The organism is Pelagibius sp. (assembly GCF_965249265.1).
In the GTDB taxonomy this organism is placed as follows: domain Bacteria; phylum Pseudomonadota; class Alphaproteobacteria; order Kiloniellales; family Kiloniellaceae; genus Pelagibius.
Map to the genome: position 1 here is coordinate 4,847,291 of NZ_OZ252224.1, position 23,180 is coordinate 4,870,470.

A 23,180-nucleotide genomic window follows, 5' to 3' on the forward strand; every position below is an offset into this window, starting at 1 on the left:
GGTCCAAGTTTCCCAGGCAGTACCGGAAGCGCGTCGATGCTCGAATCCCTGGTGGCGGCCCTGTCGCCGCTGAACCTTGCCCTCGCCCTTTGCGGCGTTCTGGCGGGAACGGTCATCGGCGCGCTGCCCGGCCTCTCGGCGACCATGGCGGTCGCCGTTCTGGTTCCCTTCACCTTCACCATGGACCCGGCCTCGGGCCTCATCGCCCTGGGGGCGGTCTACACCGGGGCCATCTACGGCGGCGCCTATGCCGCCATCCTGGTGAACACGCCCGGCACCCCGGCGGCCATCGCCACCGCCATGGACGGCTTTCCCATGGCCAAGCGCGGCGACGGCGACCTGGCGGTGACGCTTTCCTGCCTGGCCTCGGTCGTCGGCGGGCTGGTCGGCGCCCTGGCGCTGTTGTTCCTGGCGCCCCCGCTGTCGCAGATCGCGCTCGCCTTCGGGCCGGTCGAGTATTTCTGGCTGGCGATCTTCGGGCTCTCGCTGATCGCCACCCTCTCGGCGGGCCACACCCTGATGGGCATCATCGGCGGCTGCATCGGTCTGCTGCTCTCCACCGTCGGCTCGGCGGTGGTCGGCGGCGACGTGCGCTACACCTTCGGCCAGACCCAGTTGCTCGGCGGCATCCCGATCATTCCCGCCATGATCGGGCTCTATTGCATTCCCGTGCTGATCGATCTGGTGATCCGCCCGGAAGCGCATCTGGAGCGCCGCAGCGAGCAGATGGCCGGATTCCGCCTCATCGAGGCGCTGGGCAAGGTCTGGCGGTCGAAGTTCAATCTCGTGCGCTCCGCCGTCATCGGCACCGCCGTGGGTATCCTGCCCGCAGCCGGCGGCTCGGTCGCCGGGCTGGTCGCCTATACCGAGGCCAAGCGCACCTCCAGGGAATCCAAAGACTTCGGCAAGGGCGCCACCGACGGCGTCATCGCCTCGGAGGCCGCGAACTCCGCCACCGTCGGCGCGCTGCTGGTCCAGGGCATCCGCACCGGCCCGCAGCTCTTCACCCAGCAGGGCGACATCGTCTACACCTTCGTCATCGGCCTGATCATCGCCACCATGCTGATGCTGCCCACCGGGCTGGTGGTCGGGCGCTACGCCTTCCGCCTCATCATCTCGGTGCCCAAGACCGCCCTGGCGCCGGGGATCGCCCTGTTGACCGTCATCGGTTCCTACGCCATCGAGGTCAACACGGTACATGTGCTGATGATGGTCGGCCTCGGCCTCGTCGGCTGGGTGCTGGCGCGCATCGGCCTGCAGGCCTCACCCATTGTGCTCGGCCTGATCCTCGGCCCCATCGCCGAAGCCGGTTTCGTGCAGGCCTGGCTGATCGGCGGCGCCCAGGGCAACATCCCGGCGATGTTCTTCGGCCGGCCGATCTCTCTCGCCATCATCGCCCTCACCCTGCTGACCCTCGGCTGGCCCTTCATCGCCGCCTGGCGGGCAAAGCGCAAAGCCGCGGGGGCCACCTGACATGGAACTCGGCAGCAGAACCGGCGACCTGATCGCCGCCGGCCTGGCCCTGGCGCTCGGCGGCTACGCGCTTTCCCAGACCGGAGAGATGTCGGAGCTGGGGGCCGTCTTCCCCACCACCGCGGCCATCGTGTTGATCCTCGCCGCGCTTGGCCTCGCCCTGCGGGTGGTGCTGCGCCGCGGCGACAATGCCGAAGAGCGAAGCCTCTGGAGCGGCCTGGAATGGCCCCGCCTCATCGGCCTTTCCATCACCCTTCTGGCCTGGGCCCTGCTGCTGAAGCCCATCGGTTTTCTGCCGGTCGCCGCCCTCGGCCTGTTCGCCGTGGGAATCACCGCCTACCGCGAGCGCATGAGCCTGAAGGCCTTCGCCCTGCACCTCCTGGCCGCCGCCGCCCTGCTGGCCGGCTTCTACGGCCTCTTCGCCCTGGTGCTGCGGGTGCCGCTTCCTTAGATTCCTTAACGTCTTGACGGCACCGGCCCACTCCCCCTCCCGGCCACCCAACGCCAGTATCCTATGGGTGGCCGGGAGGGGGAGTGGGCTGGAACTGCTTCGACGTAAGTCGAAAACGCTCTAAGACCGCCCAAAAAGCAAAACCCCCGGTTTTGACCGGGGGTTTTGGAAACTGGTGGAGCCGGACGGAATCGAACCGACGACCTCTACAATGCCATTGTAGCGCTCTCCCAACTGAGCTACGGCCCCACAGGGAACCCCGGTCCTGGCCGGTAAAACCGGCGCCGGCGGGGTGATCGGCGGGAAATTAGGTATCCCGCCCCGGCAAGGCAAGGAAAAAGTCGCAGGCGCGGCCCGCGCCGCGCCCGCCTTCAAACATGTGCCTCAGGTGTCGTCTTTCTCACCCTCGACCACCACATCGGCCATATCGTCGTCGTCGCCAAGGTCCGAGGTGTCTTCGATGACGCTGTCGTCGTCATCGTCGCCGGCCGCCTCCTTCAGCAGGGCATCGGCCTCCTCGTCCTCAACATCGATAGCCTCTTCCTCGTCGTCGGCCGCCTCATCTTCCGCCGGCGCCGGCTTGGCGGCCGCCTTGGGCTTCGGATCGGGTTTGGCCGCCGCGCGCGGACGGCGTGACTTCAACAGCGCTTCGGGATCAAACTGCGTCTCGCAGGACGGGCAGATGATCGGCGTTTTCTTCAGGTCGTAGAACTTGGTTCCACAATTCTGACAAATGCGCTTGGTTCCCCACTTCGGATTAGCCACCAGCGCGTCCTCCAAACGATCTTAATGGTCACGGCCCCTGGCTTGGCAATTGCCATGATCGTGCATCGCTGTCAAAAGGTAATTCGGGGCCGCGCACGATCGCGAGGCCGGAAACGGCGGCAGCCGCTCAAGCAACCGCCGAAGAAACCTCCGCAAGCAAGGAAGCAACCCTTTGAGACCCATGACCGCCCAGCCGACAGAGGCACTGTCCGGTACGGTAAAGCTGCCCGGCGACAAATCGATTTCGCATCGCGCCCTGATGCTGGGCGGGCTGGCGGTCGGGGAGACCACCATCGACGGCCTGCTGGAGGGCGAAGACGTGCTCTGCACCGCCGCGGCGATGCGCGCCCTGGGGGCGGAGATCACCCGCGACGACGTTGGGCGCTGGCATGTCTGGGGCCGCGGCATCGGCGGGCTGGTCGAGCCGGACAACGTGATCGACATGGGCAACTCCGGCACCGGCGCGCGGCTGCTGCTGGGCATCCTGGCAAGCCATCCGCTGACCGCCGTGCTGACCGGCGATGCCTCGCTGCGGGGCCGGCCCATGGCGCGGGTCACCGATCCGCTGTCGGCCTGCGGCGCGGAATTCATCGCCCGCGAAGGCGGACGCCTGCCGCTCACGGTGGTCGGCAGCCGCCAGCCTCTGCCGCTCGACTATGAACTGCCGGTGCCCTCCGCCCAGGTGAAGTCGGCGGTGCTGCTGGCCGGGCTGAACGCCCCCGGCGACACCCGGGTGGTGGAACGCGAGGCGACGCGCGACCACAGCGAGCGGATGCTGGCTTACTTCGGCGCCACCCTGCGGCGCAACGAGATCGCGGTGGAGGGCGGCCGGGCCGAGGAGATTATCCTCAGCGGCCAGCCCGAACTGACCGGCCGCCCGGTCCAGGTACCGGCGGACCCCTCGTCCGCCGCCTTTCCTCTGGTCGCGGCGCTGCTGCTGCCGGGATCGGAGGTCCGCCTGATCGGCGTCGGCATGAACCCGCAGCGCAGCGGCCTGCTGACCACCCTGCAGGAAATGGGCGGCGATATCGAGATCACCGCGGCGCGCGAGGAAGGCGGCGAGCCGGTGGCCGACCTGCTGGTGCGCGGCGGACCGCTGCAGGGCGTGGAAGTACCCGCCGAGCGCGCACCCTCGATGATCGACGAGTATCCGGTTCTGGCCATGGCGGCCGCAGCAGCGGAGGGCCGCACGGTGATGAACGGCCTGGGCGAACTGCGGGTGAAGGAAAGCGACCGCCTGGCCGCCGTCGCCCGCGGACTCTCCCTCTGCGGCCTGAAGGTCGAGGAAGGCCCGGACAGCCTGGCCGTCGAGGGCGTGAAGGGCCGCCCGCCGGGCGGCAACAACCAGCCGGTCGAAACCGAACTCGACCACCGCATTGCCATGAGCTTCCTGGTCCTCGGCATGGCCAGCGAACGGTCGGTCCAGATCGACGACGCAACCCCCATCGCCACCTCCTTTCCGGATTTCACCCGGCTGATGCAGGACCTGGGGGCAGAACTGAGCGATGCGTAATGCGGCTGCGGCCGGACAGCAGCCGGCGCCATGATCATCGCCGTCGACGGACCGGTCGCCGCCGGCAAGGGCACCCTGGCCAGACGTCTGGCCGCGGCCCTGGATTACGGTTATCTGGACACCGGGTCCATCTACCGCGCCGTGGCGGCCAGGATCCTGGCCGGCGGCGGGGACCCGGAAGATCACGATCTGGCCGCGCAGACCGCCGAGAATCTGCAGCCCGGCGACCTGGAACGCGACGATCTGCGCCGCGAAGCAGTCGGGCAAGCAGCCTCAAAAGTGGCGGCGAATCAAGCGGTTCGCGAGGCCTTGCTGGCCTTTCAGCGGCGCTTTGCCGTCCAGCCCCCCGGCGGCAAGACGGGGGCGGTTCTGGACGGCCGCGACATCGGAACGGTGGTCTGCCCCGACGCTCACGTGAAATTATTCCTAACAGCCTCCATGGAGGCCCGCGCCCGGCGACGCCATAAAGAGTTGCTAGAACGGGGTGAGGAGAGTATATACGCGCGCGTTTTGCAGGATTTGCGCGAACGGGATGCGCGCGACAGCGGGCGGGAAACCGCCCCACTGAAGGCCGCTGAAGATGCTTTGCGGCTCGATACCAGCGAGATGGATGCCGATCAGGTTTTCGCTGCCGCGATTGCCGAGATTACCAAGCGGCAGCGCCCGTAGAAGCGGGCGGGACGGGGTTTGCCGGCTGGCGCCCCCGATCACAAAGAAAACCCTGCCGCTTCGATCCGGTTCTGGCAGGTTCTGCAGGATTGCTTTGAGTGCCCGGGATGGTCCCGGGAAGACCGGCGGAACAACCGCCCGGCCTGGATAGTGCAGAAATAGAGAAAGGACGACCCGAATGGCTGATGTGGCCAGCGAGACCGCCGCGGCACCTACCGAAAGCTTTGCCGCCCTCCTAGATGAATCCCTTGGCACTGACGACGCTCTTGAAGGCAAGGTCCTTCGGGGCACCATCATCGCGATCGAAGGCGACACCGCCGTCGTCGATGTGGGCCTGAAATCGGAAGGGCGCGTCGCCCTGAAAGAATTCGCCGAGGCCGGCCAGATGCCGGAACTGAAAGCCGGCGACGAGGTCGAGGTTTACCTCGAGCGCATGGAAAACAAGAACGGCGAAGCCATGCTGAGCCGCGAGAAGGCAAAGCGCGAAGAAGCCTGGACGCAGCTTGCCAAATCCTTCGACAGCAACGAGCGGGTCACCGGCACCATCTTCGGCCGGGTCAAGGGCGGTTTCACCGTCGATCTCTCCGGCGCCGTGGCCTTCCTGCCCGGCAGTCAGGTCGATATCCGCCCGGTGCGCGACGTCAGCCCGCTGATGGGCACGCCGCAGCCGTTCCAGATCCTCAAGATGGACCGCTCGCGCGGCAACATCGTGGTGTCCCGCCGCGCGGTGCTGGAAGAAACCCGCGCCGAGCAGCGCTCCGAGCTGGTCGCCAACCTGAAGGAGGGCCAGGTCCTCCAGGGTGTGGTGAAGAACATCACCGACTACGGCGCCTTCGTCGATCTCGGCGGCGTCGACGGGCTGTTGCACGTCACCGACATTTCCTGGAAGCGCATCAACCACCCGACCGAGGTGCTGTCCATCGGCCAGCAGGTCGACGTGCAGGTCATCCGCTTCAACGCCGAAACCCAGCGCATCAGCCTGGGCATGAAGCAGCTTGAGGCCGATCCCTGGGAAGGCGTTGCCGCCAAGTACCCGGTCGGCACCAAGTTCACCGGCCGCGTCACCAACATCACCGACTACGGCGCCTTTGTGGAGCTGGAAGCGGGCATCGAAGGTCTGGTCCACGTCTCCGAGATGAGCTGGACCAAGAAGAACGTGCATCCGGGCAAGATCGTCTCCACCTCTCAGGAGGTCGAGGTCATGATCCTCGACGTCGACGAGCAGAAGCGCCGCATCAGCCTGGGGCTGAAGCAGTGCGGCTCTAACCCCTGGGAAGGTTTCCTGGAGAACCACAGCGTCGGCAGCGAGCTGGAAGGCGAGATCAAGAACATCACCGAGTTCGGCCTTTTTGTCGGCCTGCCCGGCGAAATCGACGGCATGGTCCACCTGTCCGATCTGGACTGGAACCTGTCCGGCGAGGAAGCGGTCAAGCAGTACAACAAGGGCGACAGCGTGAAGGTGAAGGTGCTGGACGTCGACGTGGAGAAAGAGCGCGTCAGCCTCGGCATCAAGCAGCTCGGCGAGGATCCCTTCGCCGGTTCCACCGAGAACCTGAAGCGCGGCGACGTGGTCACCTGCACCGTCCATCAGGTGGTGGACAACGGCCTGGAGGTTCAGATCGGCGACGGGGCCATCGGCTTCATCCGCAAGGCCGAACTGTCCCGCGACCGCAGCGAACAGCAGCCGAGCCGCTTTGCCGTGGGTGAGAAGATCGACGCCCGCATCACCGCGATCGATCCCAAGACCCGCAAGATCGCCCTGTCGATCAAGCAGCGCGAAATCGCCGAAGAGAAGGAAGCCGTGGCCGAGTACGGTTCCACCGAGTCCGGCGCCAGCCTGGGCGACATCCTGGGTGCGGCCATTTCCAAGGCGGCCCGCCAACGCGACGCCGACTCTGCGGCGGCCAGTCCCGCGGCCGAGGAAGCTAGCGGCTCCGAAGAGGCCTCCGAAGAAGGCCAAGCCGAAGAGACCGGGGAAAACCCGGACGAAAACAAGTAGACCCGAGTCGTCCGAACGGAAGATAAGCCCAACAGCGTCCGGGCTACTTTCGAGAGGTTCATTTGGGGGGTTCCCCCAAGGGTTTAGAAGCGGCCCGCCAAGTCCCGGCGGGCCGCTTTTTCGTGCCTGACCGGCAGTGTTTCGGCAGGCTTGGAGCCAAGTTGATCAGAAAAAGCGAAAAAACGTTTGTTCTGAAAGGCTTACACTTGACGCCCGAGAGATCCTCTGGCAACGTTTCCGGCACTTGGGGCTGAATCGTCTCCAGATCCAGCCAACCAAGGGCAGCGCAGGCCAATCGCCGCACCGGGGCAGAGCAAAGCAATGTCCAGCGGGGGAACATAAGCGGCAAGGTCTGTGAGTTGCGGGAGGCAAACCGGCAGGGGACACCCGATCGATGCAAGGGTCGGGAGGGGAATGAATTCGCTATGACGAAATCAGAGCTGATCCAACATATTGCTGATCTGAATCCGCATCTCTATCACCGTGATGTGGAACGCATTGTCACAACGATCTTCGATGAGATCTCCGAAGCCCTGTCTCGTGGCGACCGGGTGGAACTGCGCGGTTTCGGCGCCTTTTCCGTGAAAAAGCGCGAGGCGCGCGTCGGCCGCAATCCGCGGACCGGCACCGCCGTCAACGTGTCAGAAAAACATGTTCCCTTCTTCAAGACCGGCAAGCAACTGCGCGAACGCCTGAACGGGCGCCAGGGATAGCGGGCCCCAGGAAGCGGGCCCCAGGAAACCGGCAGGTCCCTCACCCGGCCGCCCTCTGATCCGCATTCTGGGCCTGTGATCCATCGAAACGCAGACATCCAAAGCGAAGCGGCAAGAGGCCTCGCAGAGGACGCGCGCTTCGTCTAGACTGCCCGGAACAGCTTGCCTTGAATTCGGTTCCAACCTGCAGAGTGGCACTGACGTGCGGTACTTTTTCTGGATCCTGACACTGCCGCTGGTGGCGGTCTTCATTATCTTTACCGTCGCCAACCGCGCGCCCGTGGTGATCGACTTCTGGCCTTTTGAGCTCACCCAGTCGCTGCCGTTTTCCTTGGTTGTGCTGCTCAGCCTTCTGTTCGGTTTCATCGTCGGCGCCTTCCTGATGTGGCTGCGCTTCGGCGTCGCACGGGCCAGGGCCCGCCATGCCGAACAGCGCGCCGCGGTCCTGGAAAAGGAACTGCAGAACCTGAAGCGCAGCCGTGCCGCTGAGGGAACCGCCGCGGCGCGGGCCGCCGGGGCGGCGCTGACCCTTCAGTCTTCCGGTCAGAACCCGGGCCAGCCCCCCGGTCAGCCTGCCGCTGCCGATCAAGCCCCCCGACTGCCTGCCGCTTCCGGCGATCGGTGATGCGCATCGTCTCCGCCGCAGAGGTGGAAACGGCCCTGGACTACCCCAGCCTGATCGAAAGACTGCGCCAGGCCTTTCGCCGCGACTTTCAGGTGCCGGTGCGCCATCACCACGACGTCGAGGTCACCGGCGGCAAGACCGCGACCCTGCTGCTGATGCCGGCCTGGCAGGCCGACCGTCATATCGGCGTGAAGATGGTGACCATCTTTCCCGACAACGGTGAAAAAAGCCTGCCCGCCGTCATGGGAATCTATGTCCTGCTGGACGGCAAGACCGGCTCACCGCTGGCCCTGATCGACGGCCCCACGCTGACCGTGCGGCGCACCGCCGCCGCCTCCGCCCTTGCCTCCAGCTATCTCTCCAGGCCCGATGCCGAACGGCTGCTGATGGTCGGCACCGGGGCCATGGCGCCACAACTAATCCAAGCCCATGCGGCGGCCCGGCCGATCTGCAACGTGCTGATCTGGGGCCGCGACTTCGACAAGGCGGACAGGCTTGCCAAGCGCTTAAACCGGAAAGACTTTCGCGTCGAGGCGACGGACGACCTGGCGGCCGCTGCGGAGGGCGCCCATGTCATCTCCTGCGCGACGCTGAGCGATCAGCCCCTGATCCGGGGTGACTGGCTGCAACCCGGCCAGCATATCGACCTCGTCGGCGCGTTCCGCCCGGAGATGCGCGAAAGCGACGACAAGGCAATCGAGCGGGCGCGGGTCTTCGTCGATACCCGCGACGGCGCCCTCAGCGAAGCAGGCGACGTCCTGCAGGCCATCGACGCCGGCGTGCTGACGGCGGAAGACATCGCCGGCGACCTCTTCGAATTGACCCGCGGGGAGCGCAGCGGACGGCGTTTCTACGACCAGATCACGCTTTTCAAGTCGGTCGGCACCGCCATCGAGGACCTGGCCGCGGCGCAGCTGGCCTTCGAACGCAGCTGATTTTTCGGACGCCTTGTCTAGAGCGTTTTCGACTTACGTCGAAGCGGTTCCAGCCCGCTCCCCCTCCCGGCCACCCATAGGATACTGGCCCAGAAAACTCGGGGGGTGGCCGGGAGGGAGAGCGGGCCGGTGCCGTCAAAACGTGAAAGACTCTAGATAGAGTCTTCAGGCGGCGCTGGCTTTCACGCGGAGACGGGGCTATTCAAATCCGCAAGATGTGCGGGATCGACCAAGAAGGTTCTTGTTTCATGAAGGGTTTCGGCCGATGAAGGTTCTGGTGGTCGGCGGCGGGGTCATCGGCCTTTCGACCGCCTGGGCGCTGGTGCGCCAGGGTCATGATCCCGTGGTCTTTGAACAGGGACCCCTGCCGCAGACCGGCGGTGCTTCCTACGACCAGCACCGCCTGATCCGCCTGCCCTATGCCGACCAGACCGGGTATTGCGCCATGGTGGTCGACGCTCTGAAGGCCTGGGACCGCTTGTGGGACGATCTGGGCGAGCGCCACTACGCGGAGATCGGCAGCCTCGCCCTTTCCACGGCGGAGGGCGACTGGGCGGATCTGTCACGCCTGACCCTGGATCGCTTGGGTCTCGGCTATGAAACCCTGGACGCCAGACAGATCGAAGAGCTTTGCCCCTTCATGACCGTGCCGCAGGACGCCTGGGGCCTGGTGAACCAGCGCGGCGGCCTGCTGTTCGCCGCGCGCATCGTCGAGGCGCTGGTGCGCTACCTTCAGCATCGCGGGGTCAGTCTGCGCAGCGAAAGCCGTATCGTCAGCGTCGACCCCGGCGCCGGCTGCCTGACCTTGGAGGACGGCAGCCGCGAGACCGCCGAGGCGATCGTGGTGACCGCCGGCGCCTGGACCGCAAAACTGTTTCCCGAACTGGCGCGCAAGGCTGTGCCCCATCGCCAGGTCATCGCCTATTTGGAGCCGCCGGAAAGCCAGGCCGAGGCCTGGGCGAGAGCCCCGGCCATGGTGCACCTGCTGAACGACGTCGATATCTATGCCGCGCCGCCGGTCGACGGAACCGAGCTGAAGTTCGGCGCGGGCGAACACCGCCGCCCCGGCGACCCCGACAAGCTTGACCCGCTGGGCGAGAACGAGGCCGCGGAAGTCGCCGCCGCCTTCCGCCCCCTGCTGAGGGACTTCGACGACTACAAGATCCTGCGCGGCCAGGTTTGCCCTTATGCGATTTCGCCGGACGACCGTTTCGTAACCGAGCGCAACGGCGGTGTCACCGTGATCGGCGGCTGCAGCGGCCATATGTTCAAATTCGGCGCCCTGATGGGGGAAGAACTGGCCAAAACCGCCACCGGCGAACGCGCCTACGCCGATTTCCGCAGCTGGGCCGAGGGGCGCCGGGAAAGCCTTACCGAAGACTAGAGCGGGTCATGTTTAGACGGAAACACTGTGATGTTTGCGTCTAAACATGTGAATCCGCTCTGCACCTAAAAGATTGGGCGGATTCACCGCCGACTGCCACTGGCAGCACCGCCCCGGCTCTGCTAGGTAGTGCCCATGACCAAAGCCCTTGCACCGAAAGACCGAATCTTCGTCGGCCTGGACACGCCGGACATCGAACGCGCCGTGTCGATCGCCAAAAGCCTCGTTGGTGCCGTCGGCGGCATCAAGATCGGCAAGGAACTCTTCACCGCCCAGGGGCCGGACGGCGTGCGTCTGGTGGCCGGTGGCGCGCCGCTGTTCCTGGACCTGAAGTTCCATGACATCCCCAACACGGTCGCCGGCGCCGTGCGCGCCGCCGTGCACCTGCGCCCGGCCATTCTCAACGTCCACGCCTCCGGCGGGCGGGCAATGATGCAGGCGGCCGGACAGGCGGCGCGGGAGACCGCCGAGGACCTGGGGGTCGAACGCCCCAAGGTAATCGGCGTGACGGTGCTGACGAGCCTCGACGCCCAGGATTTGGAAGAGGTCGGCCAGCGCGGGCCCGCAGAAGATCAGGTCCTCCGCCTTGCCCGCCTGACCCAGGACAGCGGCCTGGACGGCGTCGTCTGCTCGCCGCGGGAGATCGCCGCCATCCGCAAGGCCTGCGGGCCGGACTTCCTGCTGGTGGTGCCGGGCATCCGCCCCTCCTGGTCGAGCAGCGACGATCAGAAGCGGGTGATGACCCCCGAAGAGGCCATTGCCGAGGGCGCCGACCATCTGGTCATCGGCCGGCCCATTGCCGCCGCCGACGACCCCTTGGCCGCGGCCCGGCGCATCACCGAAGACCTCAGCGGCACACTGGTGAACTAGGACCATGGCACCGCAGAACCCCACGCCCTCCGGCCCGCCCGGCGGTCCCCCCAGCAGCGCCGTCGCCGATCTGCCGGTCGCCGCGACGGCAGTCGCCAGCTTCGCCTCCGTCTTCGGCCAGTTGGGCCTCGTCGCGCAGGCCGCCAAGGGCGCCTTCTTCATGCTGATGGGCGCCTGGGCCATCTCCTTCATCCTGCCGACTGGCGGCGGTGCCGGCTTCTTTCTGTTTCTGATCAGCCTCGCCGCCAGCAGCCACTTCGGCGTCAACTGGTGCCGGGTCATGTTGCTGGGCCCCGCAGGACTTCCGGCCCGCAGCCTCAGCTGGGGACCGATCCAGTGGCGCTTTCTCGGCTACGGCATGCTGCTGTTCCTCATCATGATGCTGATGACAATCCCGCTCTCGGCGGTCGGCTCCGTGCTCGCCAGCATTCTCGGGCTGATGTCCTCACCCACCGACCTCGGGCCCGGCTTTTTCGTCGTCGGCCTGTTGATGTTCCTGGGCGCGCTCTACGTGCTGGCCCGGCTTGGATTTGTCTTTCCAGCCGTCGCGGTGGGCGAGGAATACGGCCTGGGCCTCTCCTGGCAGCATTCCGCCGGCCAGGGTTTGCGGCTGACGGCGGCCCTCTTCGCGGCCGGCCTGCCCATCGTTGTCGGCCAGCTCCTGCTCGCCGCTTTCCTCTTCCAGATGTTGCTGGGCGTCAGCATCGGCGAGCTGATGCCGGCGCCGGGTCAGGGCCTGCCTGGCGAAGTCGCGCCGGGCGCCGCCACACCGGGCAGCGCGGTCAGCCCGCGTGAAGCGCCGTCGATCCTCAGCGTCGTCTTCTTCAACGTCATCTCGACGGTGGCCAACTTCCTCTCCTTTGCGGTTCTCTTCTCCCTGCTCTGCCTTGCTTTTCGCACCTGCACCGGCTGGGTGCCGGCCAGCGGCGGCAACCTGCCGGCCGGACCGTTGGAAGACGAAAACAACGGACAGTAGACCCTTCCTCGGGCCCTTTCTCTTGGTCGAATAGTCGCCCCCCTGATATCGTCATGGTTGGATTCGGCGGCGGGTGATGTGCTTCCGCCGCAACACTGCCTTGGGCCGGGCAAACAAGGGGGGGGACGGAGATGACCATCGAGAACACGGGCGCCGAGACCATGCCGGCGCCGTCGGTACCGCTGACATTCGGCACCACTTTCAGTGCCGCCTTCTCATTGGTCTTCACGCAGTTCTGGATGGTCGCCAAGGCCGCAATGCTGCCCCTCCTGATGAGCTTCGTTCTGTCCGCCTTGACGTATTATGTGCTAGCCGTTCTTCCGGACGTCAGCATTGGCGTTGAGATTCTCGGTTTCCTCCCTCTCGCGATCTTCGGCATCGCCTGCAACCGGCTGATGTTGATAGGACGGCAGGCTGGCGCCGTACCGCGCCCTCTGCTGGGCAGACGGACTTTGATCTACTTCGGCTACATCTTGCTCTTCGCTGTGGCCCTCGCGCTGCCCGGCTTCACCATCGCCATCGTGATCCTGGGCGGCAGCGCCCTTTCGATGAGCACGGGTTTCGAAACCCGAGCAGCAACGATGCTCTCCCATTTCGGAATCTTGGTGCCGCTGCTTTTTTTCTTCTATTTGATTTACATGTACTTCGTGACCCGCTTCAGCCTCGTGTTCCCCGCCGTCGCCACCGATCAGAAGCTCGGGCTTGGCGGCGCCTGGCGGATAACGCGCGGCAGTGGCCTGAAACTTTATCTGGTTCTGGTCGTCATCACGGTCCTGAGCCTCGTCACCGTGATCATCATTACCCTGATTATGAACAGCCTTACAGCGGTCTTCTTCGGGGGATTTTCCGCTCTCCCAAGCAATCCCGCCGAAGTGACCTGGGTCACCATCGTATTGACTTCTGCACCAAGCGCCGTGATCGGCCTGCTCTCAGAATATCTCGGCCTCGCTTTGATCATCGCAGCGATTACTTCGGCCTACGCCCAACTCAGCGGTTGGGGCGGTCCGCGCGAAGAAGTGCTACAACGCTTTGAATGATCGATAACGAACCCCCGCGCGAGGCCATCGCGCCCCTGCAGGTCTGGCCGACCATCACCGAAGCCTATGCAAGGCTGTTCGGCAACATTCCAACGCTACTGAAACTCGCCGCCATTCCCATGGCCCTGTCGATGTGGATCGACATCATGACCGGGCCCATGGAGGGACCCTTTGCCCGGGTGGTGAGGGCCTTCTTGCTGGAACTGCCCTGGGTGCTGCTGGGGGTCGCCTGGCTGCGCCAGGTCCTGCAGGTGGACGACGCCAGCAAGCTGCGCTTTTTCCCGGTGCTGCAGCGGCGCCATCTGCAATTCCTGCTCTATTCGCTGCTGCTGTCCTGCATCGACCTGCCTTTGCTGTTCTACCCGGTCGACGGCGCGGCGGCGGAGGAGCCGATCCTCCAGGCGGCCTTCTGGGGGCTCTATCTCCTGACGGTCTATTTGGAGATGCGCTTTGCCTTCGTCTACGTGACCACCGCCGTGGACGAGAACTACAGCCTCGGCCTCGCCTGGCGCCACAGCCGCGGCCCGGCCCTGCGGCTGTTTCTGGTGATCTGCCTGGCGGTGCTGCTGCCCTGGCGGGCTTTCGTCTTCCTGCTGGAGGGGGTGGCCGAAAGCGACGACGTCGCGATCTTCGCCTGGGTCTTCTGGCATGCCGGCCTCTGGCTGCTGCAGGCCGCCTATCTGACCATCCTCGCCATCGCCTTTCGCACCTGCACCGGCTGGGTGCCGCCGCCTGACGCAAAGCTGCTCAAGCGCTTCGAATGACGGCGTCGGCGCAACGAGAGGAATCGGCAAGACCGAGACTGCCGGTCTGGCAGAGCGTGAAAGCCGGCTATGGCACGTCGTGGAAAAATCTTGGCGCTTTGGGGCGGGCGGCCGCCCTGCCTCTCGTAATCTCCATTCTCCTGGAAGGCTTGATTCCCGAAGATTCCGGAAGCGCTCTGGGCATGCTTCGCATCGTCCTTTCATTCGTCCTCGCCGCACTTTTCCAGATCGTTTGGCTGCGCTTCCTGCTTTTGCGTTCACCCGAAACCAGACCCGGATTCTTGAATCTCCCGGGAAGTGGGTTCCTGCCTTTTCTCGGCTATTCCCTGCTGCTGTTGATTCCCTACATACCCGCACTGTTTTTCCAGTACGCCGCAACGAACTACGACGGCCCAACGCCCGTAATCACGATTGCGCTGATCATCGTCTTGTACATCTTTGCGCTCTATATCGGCGTACGTTTCGGCTTTGCCTTTCTATGGATTGCCATTAATGCGCCACAACGCCTCAGGGCCTCCTGGCGCGCCACGCGAAAGAACGGGCTGCGGATCGTCATCGCATTCGGCGCCGTTGCAGTCCCGCTTTTTGCTCTGTTCTTCGCGGGCGGAGTTCTTGCATCGATGGTTTCCACAGATATCGCTTTGCAGCTCGAAACAGGCGTTTATGAAACCTGGCTTTTCTGGATCATGGTGGTATTCGGAAATGCTGCGTTTTATCTCTATTACGCTCTCGCCTGCACGGTCATGGTCCAAGCTTTCACCATCCTGACCGGATGGAACACCAGCCAGCGGGAGATCCTGGAACGCTTCGAATGAGCACGGTGGACAGCGACCTTGGATCGCCTGCCAAACTGCCGGTCTGGCAGACCGTGAAGGCCGGCTATGGCGAGACCACGCGCAACTTCGGCGCCTTCCTGACGGCGGCGGCGGTACCCTTTGCCTTGTCCGTGACTCTCGCCGCGATCATGGCCGAAGCGCCGGAGCGGCGCAGCCTGACGCTGCTTCGCAGCCTTCTCGAAATCACGATCATCGCCGTCTTCGAGGTGGCCTGGTACCGGCACTTGCTGCTCAAGTCGCCCGAAACCCGGCCGCGCCTGCTGCCCCGGCCGGGCCGGCGGCTGGTCCCCTATCTCGGCTATGCCTGGCTTCTCGGTGCCGCCTCCTTCCCGGCGCTTATCGCCATGGAGCCCTTTGCCGAAGGGCCGGGCTCGGCCCTTCAGATCGCCATTGTCATTGTGCTGGTTGGCGCCGCGCTCTATCTGAACATCCGCTTCGCCTTTGCCTTCATCTGGATTGCCGTGGACGAAAGCGGTCGGCTCGGCGATTCCTGGCGTCGCACCAAGGGCAACGGCCTGCGACTCCTTGCCGCCCTGGCCCTGATCGCCATGCTGATCCTGGGCGTGCTTCTGGTCGGGATTCTCCTGCTCGAGTTCGTGTTTCCCGACACCATGATTATGACCCGGCTCGGAACCACTGACGCCGACAGCGGACTTCATTGGGTCAGCCTGACGAGCGGGCAGGCCCTGACCTATCTCCTCTATGGTGTGGGTTGCGCCGCTTTCGTCCAGGCTCTGCGCAGCCTGGGCGGCTGGACCGGCGACCAGCGGGAAATCCTGGAGCGCTTCGATTAGCCCCCATTGACTTAACGGCCTCTCGGCCCCCTAATCCGGCGCTGAGAAGCGCAGCGACCGGACGGAAAATGAGCGTTGACGTCAAAATCTGCGGGATTTCGACACCCGAGGCGATGACCGCGGCGGTGGAGGGTGGCGCCGCCTTCGTCGGGCTGGTGTTCTATCCGCCCAGCCCGCGCGCGGTGACGCCCGAAGAGGCCGCGCCCCTGGCTGCCCTGGTGCCGGAAGAGGTCGTGAAGACCGGCCTGCTGGTCGATGCCGACGACGCCACCATCGAAGCCATCCTGAAAGCGGTGCCGCTGGATCTGCTGCAACTGCACGGCGGCGAGACGCCGGAACGGGCGGCTGACATCAAGGCGCGCTTCGGCATCAGGGTGATGAAAGTGCTGAAACTGCGCCAGGAAAGCGATCTGGCGGCGGCCGAACCCTTTTTTGGTGTGGTCGACTGCCTGCTGTTCGATGCCAAACCCCCGGCGGAGATGAAAAATGCCCTGCCCGGCGGCAATGCGCTCGCCTTCGACTGGTCGATCCTGGCCGGCAAGACCTTTCCGCTGCCGTGGTTCCTGGCCGGCGGCCTGACCGCCGACAATCTGGCCGAGGCGGTGCGGGTGACCGGGGCCCCGGCGCTCGACATCTCTTCCGGGGTCGAGGATGCTCCGGGCCGCAAAAACCCTGAGAAAATCAGGGCCTTCCTGGCCGCCGCCCAAGCTTTGGAAAGGCCGGCCCAAGGGCCTCTTTAGGTGCCTGCCCGGCATTGCAGCAGCGGCGCGAATGAGGCAAAGTCCGGCTTTCACCAACGATAAAAACCGCGAACAAGGACAGGACGTCCCCCATGGGAACGCTGAACACCTTCCGCGCCGGTCCGGATGAGACCGGCCATTTCGGCCTTTTCGGCGGCCGTTTCGTCGCCGAGACCCTGATGCCGCTGATTCTGGACGTCGAGCGCGCTTATAACGCCGCCTGCCAGGACCCCAGCTATCAGTCGGAATACGACTACTACGCCAAGCACTACGTCGGCCGGCCGAGCCCGCTCTACTTCGCCGAACGCCTGACCGAGGAACTGCGCAAGGACGCCCCGGCGGACAAGGGCGCCAAGATCTACTTCAAGCGCGACGAGCTGAACCACACCGGCTCCCACAAAGCCAACAACGTGCTGGGGCAGATCCTGCTGGCGCGGCGCATGGGCAAGACCCGGATCATTGCCGAGACCGGCGCGGGACAGCACGGCGTCGCCACCGCCACCTTCTGCGCGCTCTTCAACCTGCCCTGCGTGATCTACATGGGCGCTACCGACATCGAACGGCAGGCCCCCAACGTGTTCCGCATGAAGCTGCTGGGCGCCGAAGTAAAGCCCGTCACCAGCGGCACCGGCACCCTGAAGGACGCCATGAACGACGGCCTGCGCGACTGGGTCGCCAACGTCGAAAACACCTTCTACATCATCGGCACGGCGGCGGGCCCGCACCCCTATCCGGCCATGGTGCGCGACTTCCAGTCGATCATCGGCCGCGAAGTCCGCGAACAGATCATGGAGGCCGAAGGGCGGCTGCCCGACGCGCTGGTCGCCTGCATCGGCGGCGGCTCCAACGCCATCGGGCTGTTCTATCCCTTCCTGGACGATAAGGAAGTGCGCATCATCGGCGTCGAGGCGGCGGGCCACGGCATCCCGACCGGCGAACACGCCGCCTCGCTGACCGGCGGGCGGCCCGGCGTGCTGCACGGCAACCGCACCTATCTGCTGCAGAACGAGGACGGCCAGATCCAGGACGCCCATTCGATTTCCGCCGGCTTGGACTATCCCGGCATCGGGCCCGAACACTCCTGGCTGCACGACAGCGGCCGCGCCGAATACGTCTCCGCCACCGATGCCGAGGCCCTGGAAGCCTTCCAGCTTTGCTCGCGGGTGGAGGGCATCATTCCGGCGCTGGAGCCCGCTCATGCCCTGGCCCATGTCGGCAAGCTGGCGCCGCAGATGGAGCGCGACGCCCTGCTGGTCATGAACATGTGCGGCCGCGGCGACAAGGACGTCTTCACCGTCGCCGAAGCGCTTGGTGTGAAGATATGACCGAACAGAGTCGCATCGAGCGGCGCTTCGCCGCCCTGAAGGCCGAGGGCCGCGGCGCCCTGGTCACCTTCGTCACCGCCGGCGATCCCGATCCCGAAACGGCGCTGGAACTGGTGAAGGGCCTGCCCGGCGCCGGGGCCGACCTGATCGAACTGGGCATGCCCTTCTCCGATCCCATGGCCGAGGGGCCGACGATCCAGGCCTCCAGCCTGCGTGCCCTGAATGCCGGCATGACGCTCGCCAAGACCCTGGCGGCGGTGCGCGCCTTCCGCCAGGCCGACGACGACACGCCGATCATCCTGATGGGCTACTACAACCCCATCTACATCTACGGGGTGGAGCGTTTCGTCAATGACGCCAAGGCAGCCGGAGTCGACGGCCTGATCATGGTCGACCTGCCGCCGGAGGAGGACGAAGAGCTCTGCCTGCCCGCATTGAAGGCCGGTATCCACTGGATTCGCCTGGCGACGCCCACCACCGACGACAAGCGCCTGCCCACGGTGCTGAACAACACCAGCGGCTTTGTCTACTATGTCTCCATCATGGGCATCACCGGCACCAAGGCGGTGCCGATCGATCATGTCCGTGAGGCGGTGACGCGCCTGCGCCGCCACACCGAGCTGCCGATCGCCGTCGGCTTCGGCATCCGCACGCCCGAAGACGCGGCGGCGGTCGCGGACACAGCCAGCGCGGCTGTGGTAGGCTCGGCCATCGTCGATGCCATCAAGGCGGAGCTGGACGAAGACGGCAAAGCCAAGCCGGGGCTGGTCGCCAAGGTACTGGCCTTCGTCGAAACGCTGTCCAACGGTGTGCGCAGCAACCGGGCGGCCTGACGCCGCCGCAGTCTAACGCCGTCAACGTCTGGAGGGTTCCCGCGTGAACTGGATCACCAACTACGTCAGGCCGAAGATCCGCGCCCTGGTCACCAAGCCGGACGTGCCGGACAACCTCTGGGAAAAGTGCAGCAGCTGCGGCCAGATGATCTTTCATCGCGAGCTGGAATCGAATCTCAGGGTCTGCCCGCACTGCAATCACCATATGCGCATTCCGGCGCGCCGGCGTCTGGAGATGCTGTTCGACGAGGGCGCCTTCAAGACCATCGAGTTGCCCGACGTGCCGCTTGATCCCCTGCGTTTTCGCGACCGCAAACGCTACACAGACCGCCTGCGCGAAGCCCAGGCGAAGAACGGCGGCGATGAGGCCATCATCGTCGCCCATGGCGATATCGGCGGCCTGCCGACGGTGATCGCCGTCTTCAACTTCGCCTTCATGGGCGGCTCCATGGGCATCGCCGTGGGCGAAGGCCTGCTGGCCGCCGCGCGTCTGGCGGTGCTGCAGGAGGCCTCCCTCATCGTTATTCCCGCCTCCGGCGGCGCGCGCATGCAGGAGGGCATTCTCTCCCTGATGCAGATGCCGCGCTCGGTCGCGGCGGTGGAGATCGTCAAGGAAGCGGGCCTGCCCTATCTGGTGATTCTGACCGACCCGACCACCGGCGGTGTCTCCGCATCCTTCGCCATGCTGGGCGACGTCGCCATGGCCGAGCCCGGGGCGATCATCGGCTTTGCCGGCCAGCGGGTGATCGAAGAGACGATCCGCGAATCCCTGCCCGAAGGTTTCCAGCGCGCCGAATACCTGCTCGACCACGGCATGGTCGACATGGTGGTCCCGCGCGCCGAGATGCGCGATACCCTGACGACGATCCTGCGCCTGCTGCGCGAGAAGACGCCAACAGCCGAAGTCGTGACCCTGCCGCGCGGCGGCGACGCGCAAGCGGAGCCGGAAGACGAAGACGCCCCGGCGATCCCGCCGCTGCCGGCGGAAGAGGGCAGTGACGCAAGGAGCTAGCGTGTCTTCGACTGTCGTCGAAGCGGTTCCAGCCCGCTCCCCCTCCCGGCCACCCAGCAGGATAATCTCATTGGGTGGCCGGGAGGGGGAGCGGGCCGGTACCGTCAAAACATGAAAAACGCTAGCGGCGGCGCCTATACCACCGTGAGTCCATCCAAAACCAGCGATGCGGTGCTGGAGCGCCTGACGCGCCTCCACCCCAAGGTCATTGACCTGTCCCTCGGCCGGGTCGAACGCCTGCTGACGCGCCTGGATCATCCCGAGCAACGTCTGGCCCCCGTCGTCCACGTCGCCGGCACCAACGGCAAGGGATCGCTGCTCGCCTTCCTGCGCGCCATGCTGGAGGCTGCCGGCCGGCGGGTACAGGCCTATACCTCGCCCCATCTGGTGCGTTTTCACGAGCGCATCCGCCTGGCAGACGGCCTGATCGACGAAGCCGCGCTGATCGCCCTGCTGGAACGCTGCGAGGAGGCCAACGGGCCCGAGCCCATTACCTTCTTTGAGGTCACCACCGCCGCCGCCTTCCTCGCCTTCGCTGAAGACGCATTGGGTGAACGGGGGGCTGACATCCTGCTGCTGGAGACCGGCCTCGGCGGGCGGCTGGACGCAACCAACGTCATCGCGCGCCCGGCCCTTACCGCGATCACGCCCATCGGCCTCGATCACCAGCAGTTTCTCGGCGATACCCTGGCCGCCATCGCCGGAGAGAAAGCAGGCATCCTGAAGCCCGGTGTGACCTGCGTCGTCGGCCCCCAGGAGGCCGAAGCCCTGGCAGTGATCGAGGAACGCGCCGCCCGGGTCGGGGCGGACCTGCATGTTCACGGCCGCGACTGGCGTTTCACGCCTGAGGGTGACGGGTTTCGTTTTGAGGACACTGACGGCGTTCGTTCCTTCCCTGCGCCCGCCCTGCGCGGACCGCACCAGATGGCCAACGCCGCCCTCGCCGTCGCCTGTGCAAGCAAGCTCTCAGGCTTCGGCCTGAACGACAAAGCCGTCGCCCGGGGCGTTGCCGCTGCTTCCTGGCCCGGACGCCTGCAACGCCTGACCGAGGGGCCGCTGGCGGCGCTGCTGCCGCCGGGCTGGGAGCTTTGGCTCGACGGCGGCCACAATCCCGCCGCCGGCGCGGCCCTGGCCGAAGCCCTCGCGGACTGGCGCGACCGACCCCTGCATCTGGTCTACGGCATGCTGAACACCAAGGGCGCCGACGGGTTCCTGGCGCCGCTGGCGCCGCTGGCCAAAGACCTGAAAGCGGTGACGATCCCCGGTGAGGCCGCCAGCCTGAGCGCCGAGGCGGCGGCGGAACACGCGGCGGAGGCGGGCTTTGCCGCGGCCCCCGCGGGGAGTGTCGCCGCGGCGCTGAGCGCTATCGTCGGTCACGCAGACCAACCCGCCCGCATCCTCATCTGCGGTTCTCTATACCTTGCCGGACAGGTACTCGCCGACAACCGCTAGGCCAGCAAGCCTTCCGCCTGTTCGGCAAGATGGTCGATGAAACGCTGCTTTACCGGGGAGAGGGTCTCGCGGTTCCAGGCCGCCAGGGTCGGCACGGTCACCGCGCAGTCTTTCAGGGGCCGGGTTTCCAAGCCCTTGCGCAGGCAGGCCTCGACCGCGCTGGCCTGGATCGAGATACCCATCTCGCAGGCGATGAGGCCGAAGATGCCTTCACCGTTGGATGCCGTCTGCACCACATCCGGCTCAAAGCCCGCATCCCGGCAGAGGCGGTAAAGGTGATCGTGATAGTAGGCCCAGTTGGAAATGGTACCGAGGACGAAGGATTCGCCGGCCAGGGCTTCCAGGGCGATCTCCCGCTCCTTCACCAGGGGGTGGCTCGCGTAGAGGATCACGATAAAGCCATCATGCTGCACCGCCAGGCTGTCGAGCCCCGGCTGCAGCATCGGCCCGGTGACGAAGCCGAAATCGAGGGCCCCGGCTTCGAGGTCCTTCAACTGGGCCTCGGTGTAGTCGTGACGCGGCTCCAACGTCACCTCCGGGTAGCGCTGGTGGAATGATTTCAGGATCTGCGGCAGCCGCCCGGCAATGGCGATGTCGGTGTAGCCGATCACCAGATGGCCCTTCTCCCCCGTCGTCGCCTTCTGCGCCTGGTCGATGGCGCCGTCCATGTAGGTGAGGGCGGTGGAACAGCCACGCAGGAAGTTGGCGCCGGCATGGGTGAGGGCGACATGGCGGTTGCTGCGTTCGAAGAGCCGGACGCCGACCTCCGCCTCGATATGGCGGATCGCCCGGCTGAGGGCCGGTTGGCTGATGTTCAAACGCTCCGCCGCGCGGCGGAAATGAAGCTCCTCCGCCACCGCGACGAAATAGCGGATATGGCGCATGCCGATGTGCATGATGCAAATCCGGTATCAATGACTGCGCCATTATTATTATACGCCGCAAGATGGGGCGGCTATGGTTTTCGACATAAACCAAAAAAACGGGGAGCATCATCATGATCAGGGGATTAACGCGCGCCGCCACCTTCGGCGCCCTGGCCGTTGCGGCATTGGCTCTGACGCCCGCCGACGAGGCCTCGGCCCGCGAAGACGTCGTCCTGAATCTCGGCTGGGCGACGCCGCTGGAGTCCGACTACGGCATCCTGGCCAGCAAGTTCGAAGAACTGGCGGAGAAGTATTCCGATGGCAGTATCGACGTAAAGTTGCGCTGCTGCGCCCAGATCGGTACCGAGGACGACGCCTTCAAGGCGCTCCAACTCGGCACCGTCGACGCCTATTTCATCTCCCAGAACAACGTCTCACCGCACTGGCCGCTGATGGACGTCTTCGTTCTGCCCTACATCTTCCAGAACACCGACCATCTGCTGACCGTCGCCGGCGGCCCGGTCGGACAGAAGATCCGCGACAAGCTGCAGGCCGATACCAGCGTGCATCTGCTGACCTTCGGCGGGCCCGGCTATCGCGACATGTTCAACTCCCGCCGCCCGGTGAACACCATTGAGGATCTGGCCGGCCTGAAGCTGCGCGTGCCGAAGAACCAGGTCATGCTGGCGACCTTCGAGGCCTTCGGCGCCGAGCCGGTGCCGTTGGCCTGGTCGGAAACCCCGACCGCCCTGCAGACCGGCACCATCGACGGCGGCGACAACGGCACCTCGGTGATCCGCGAGATGAAGTTCTTCGAGTTCGCCAAGCATCTGATCATTCTCGATCACTTCGCCGGCTTCGCCCCGGTCTTCGCTTCCAACCGTTTCATGAGCAACCTGGACGACGGACAGCGCGAAGCCGTCCTGCGCGCCGCCAAGGAGGCCGGCGAGTACCATACCAAGGTAAAGCTGGCGGAGATCGAAGAGATCCGCACCTGGCTTTCGACCGAAGGCGGCATGACCGTCACCCGGCCGGAGCGCGCGCCCTTCATCGCCGCGGCCCAGAAGGTCCAGCAGCAGTTCGCCGCCGACCGCGGCGACGAATTCAAGGCCCTGGTTGACGAGATCCAGGCCGCGGCTCAATAGATT

Annotated in this window: 23 protein-coding genes and 1 tRNA gene; 21 read left to right on the forward strand and 3 right to left on the reverse strand. The window is 65.6% G+C overall.

Going from position 1 to position 23,180, the window contains the following annotated elements; all coding sequences use genetic code 11:
• Window positions 1-36: 36 nt before the first annotated feature.
• Both ACP146_RS22590 and ACP146_RS22595 read left to right on the forward strand, forming a co-directional pair.
• The gene (locus ACP146_RS22590; protein WP_422369010.1) at window positions 37-1,473 is read left to right on the forward strand and encodes a tripartite tricarboxylate transporter permease; all 1,437 of its coding nucleotides are present in this window, start codon (window positions 37-39) and stop codon (window positions 1,471-1,473) included.
• A 1-nt stretch (window position 1,474) separates the two neighbouring features.
• Complete coding sequence (locus ACP146_RS22595) at window positions 1,475-1,924, forward strand: tripartite tricarboxylate transporter TctB family protein (RefSeq protein WP_422369011.1); 450 nt, start codon at window positions 1,475-1,477, stop codon at window positions 1,922-1,924.
• A gap of 173 nt (window positions 1,925-2,097) precedes the next feature.
• Here ACP146_RS22595 and ACP146_RS22600 read toward each other — a convergent pair.
• Window positions 2,098-2,173, reverse strand: a tRNA-Ala gene (locus tag ACP146_RS22600).
• A gap of 135 nt (window positions 2,174-2,308) precedes the next feature.
• Window positions 2,309-2,689 (reverse strand): TIGR02300 family protein, encoded by a 381-nt coding sequence (locus tag ACP146_RS22605; RefSeq protein ID WP_422369012.1) that lies wholly within the window; start codon window positions 2,687-2,689, stop codon window positions 2,309-2,311.
• 181 nt (window positions 2,690-2,870) lie between these two features.
• Between ACP146_RS22605 and aroA the strand changes: the two genes are divergently transcribed.
• The 18 genes from aroA to ACP146_RS22695 all read left to right on the forward strand — a co-directional run bounded on the left by aroA (window position 2,871) and on the right by ACP146_RS22695 (window position 21,166).
• On the forward strand, window positions 2,871-4,202 hold the full coding sequence (gene aroA / locus ACP146_RS22610; protein ID WP_422369687.1) for a 3-phosphoshikimate 1-carboxyvinyltransferase: 1,332 nt from the start codon (window positions 2,871-2,873) through the stop codon (window positions 4,200-4,202).
• Window positions 4,203-4,232: 30 nt separating this feature from the next.
• Complete coding sequence (gene cmk, locus ACP146_RS22615) at window positions 4,233-4,871, forward strand: (d)CMP kinase (RefSeq protein ID WP_422369013.1); 639 nt, start codon at window positions 4,233-4,235, stop codon at window positions 4,869-4,871.
• A gap of 178 nt (window positions 4,872-5,049) precedes the next feature.
• Window positions 5,050-6,870, forward strand: coding sequence for a 30S ribosomal protein S1 (gene rpsA, locus ACP146_RS22620; RefSeq protein ID WP_422369014.1), 1,821 nt, complete (start codon window positions 5,050-5,052; stop codon window positions 6,868-6,870).
• 425 nt (window positions 6,871-7,295) lie between these two features.
• Window positions 7,296-7,583, forward strand: a complete 288-nt coding sequence (gene ihfB, locus ACP146_RS22625) for an integration host factor subunit beta (RefSeq protein WP_422369015.1) — start codon at window positions 7,296-7,298, stop codon at window positions 7,581-7,583.
• 202 nt (window positions 7,584-7,785) lie between these two features.
• Window positions 7,786-8,208 (forward strand): lipopolysaccharide assembly protein LapA domain-containing protein, encoded by a 423-nt coding sequence (locus tag ACP146_RS22630; RefSeq protein ID WP_422369016.1) that lies wholly within the window; start codon window positions 7,786-7,788, stop codon window positions 8,206-8,208.
• Window positions 8,208-9,143, forward strand: coding sequence for an ornithine cyclodeaminase family protein (locus ACP146_RS22635; RefSeq protein ID WP_422369017.1), 936 nt, complete (start codon window positions 8,208-8,210; stop codon window positions 9,141-9,143). Before ACP146_RS22630 ends, ACP146_RS22635 begins: the two co-directional genes overlap by 1 nt.
• Window positions 9,144-9,408: 265 nt before the next feature.
• Window positions 9,409-10,527, forward strand: a complete 1,119-nt coding sequence (locus ACP146_RS22640; RefSeq protein ID WP_422369018.1) for an NAD(P)/FAD-dependent oxidoreductase — start codon at window positions 9,409-9,411, stop codon at window positions 10,525-10,527.
• Between the two features lie 135 nt (window positions 10,528-10,662).
• The gene (gene pyrF, locus ACP146_RS22645) at window positions 10,663-11,397 is read left to right on the forward strand and encodes an orotidine-5'-phosphate decarboxylase (protein ID WP_422369019.1); all 735 of its coding nucleotides are present in this window, start codon (window positions 10,663-10,665) and stop codon (window positions 11,395-11,397) included.
• 4 nt (window positions 11,398-11,401) lie between these two features.
• Window positions 11,402-12,373, forward strand: coding sequence for a hypothetical protein (locus tag ACP146_RS22650; protein WP_422369020.1), 972 nt, complete (start codon window positions 11,402-11,404; stop codon window positions 12,371-12,373).
• Window positions 12,374-12,504: 131 nt separating this feature from the next.
• Window positions 12,505-13,410 carry a hypothetical protein gene (locus tag ACP146_RS22655; RefSeq protein WP_422369021.1) on the forward strand — a complete coding sequence of 302 codons (906 nt, stop codon included), beginning with the start codon at window positions 12,505-12,507 and terminating at the stop codon, window positions 13,408-13,410.
• A complete protein-coding gene (locus ACP146_RS22660) occupies window positions 13,407-14,174 on the forward strand; it encodes a hypothetical protein (RefSeq protein ID WP_422369022.1) in 768 nt (255 codons plus the stop codon). The genes ACP146_RS22655 and ACP146_RS22660 overlap by 4 nt, the downstream gene beginning before the upstream one ends.
• Window positions 14,171-14,989 (forward strand): hypothetical protein, encoded by an 819-nt coding sequence (locus tag ACP146_RS22665; protein WP_422369023.1) that lies wholly within the window; start codon window positions 14,171-14,173, stop codon window positions 14,987-14,989. The genes ACP146_RS22660 and ACP146_RS22665 overlap by 4 nt, the downstream gene beginning before the upstream one ends.
• Window positions 14,986-15,804, forward strand: coding sequence for a hypothetical protein (locus ACP146_RS22670; RefSeq protein ID WP_422369024.1), 819 nt, complete (start codon window positions 14,986-14,988; stop codon window positions 15,802-15,804). Before ACP146_RS22665 ends, ACP146_RS22670 begins: the two co-directional genes overlap by 4 nt.
• Window positions 15,805-15,872: 68 nt before the next feature.
• Window positions 15,873-16,544, forward strand: a complete 672-nt coding sequence (locus ACP146_RS22675) for a phosphoribosylanthranilate isomerase (protein WP_422369025.1) — start codon at window positions 15,873-15,875, stop codon at window positions 16,542-16,544.
• Between the two features lie 92 nt (window positions 16,545-16,636).
• The gene (gene trpB / locus ACP146_RS22680; protein ID WP_422369026.1) at window positions 16,637-17,869 is read left to right on the forward strand and encodes a tryptophan synthase subunit beta; all 1,233 of its coding nucleotides are present in this window, start codon (window positions 16,637-16,639) and stop codon (window positions 17,867-17,869) included.
• On the forward strand, window positions 17,866-18,702 hold the full coding sequence (trpA, locus tag ACP146_RS22685; protein WP_422369027.1) for a tryptophan synthase subunit alpha: 837 nt from the start codon (window positions 17,866-17,868) through the stop codon (window positions 18,700-18,702). The genes trpB and trpA overlap by 4 nt, the downstream gene beginning before the upstream one ends.
• A 43-nt stretch (window positions 18,703-18,745) precedes the next feature.
• Entirely contained in the window at window positions 18,746-19,714 is a 969-nt protein-coding gene (accD, locus tag ACP146_RS22690) for an acetyl-CoA carboxylase, carboxyltransferase subunit beta (RefSeq protein ID WP_422369028.1), read from the forward strand.
• 111 nt (window positions 19,715-19,825) lie between these two features.
• Window positions 19,826-21,166: a bifunctional folylpolyglutamate synthase/dihydrofolate synthase gene (locus ACP146_RS22695; protein WP_422369029.1), complete on the forward strand. Its 1,341-nt coding sequence runs from the start codon at window positions 19,826-19,828 to the stop codon at window positions 21,164-21,166.
• Here ACP146_RS22695 and ACP146_RS22700 read toward each other — a convergent pair.
• A complete protein-coding gene (locus ACP146_RS22700) occupies window positions 21,163-22,062 on the reverse strand; it encodes a LysR family transcriptional regulator (protein ID WP_422369030.1) in 900 nt (299 codons plus the stop codon). The genes ACP146_RS22695 and ACP146_RS22700 overlap by 4 nt on opposite strands.
• Window positions 22,063-22,163: 101 nt before the next feature.
• Between ACP146_RS22700 and ACP146_RS22705 the strand changes: the two genes are divergently transcribed.
• Window positions 22,164-23,177, forward strand: a complete 1,014-nt coding sequence (locus ACP146_RS22705) for a TRAP transporter substrate-binding protein (protein ID WP_422369031.1) — start codon at window positions 22,164-22,166, stop codon at window positions 23,175-23,177.
• Window positions 23,178-23,180: the final 3 nt, after the last annotated feature.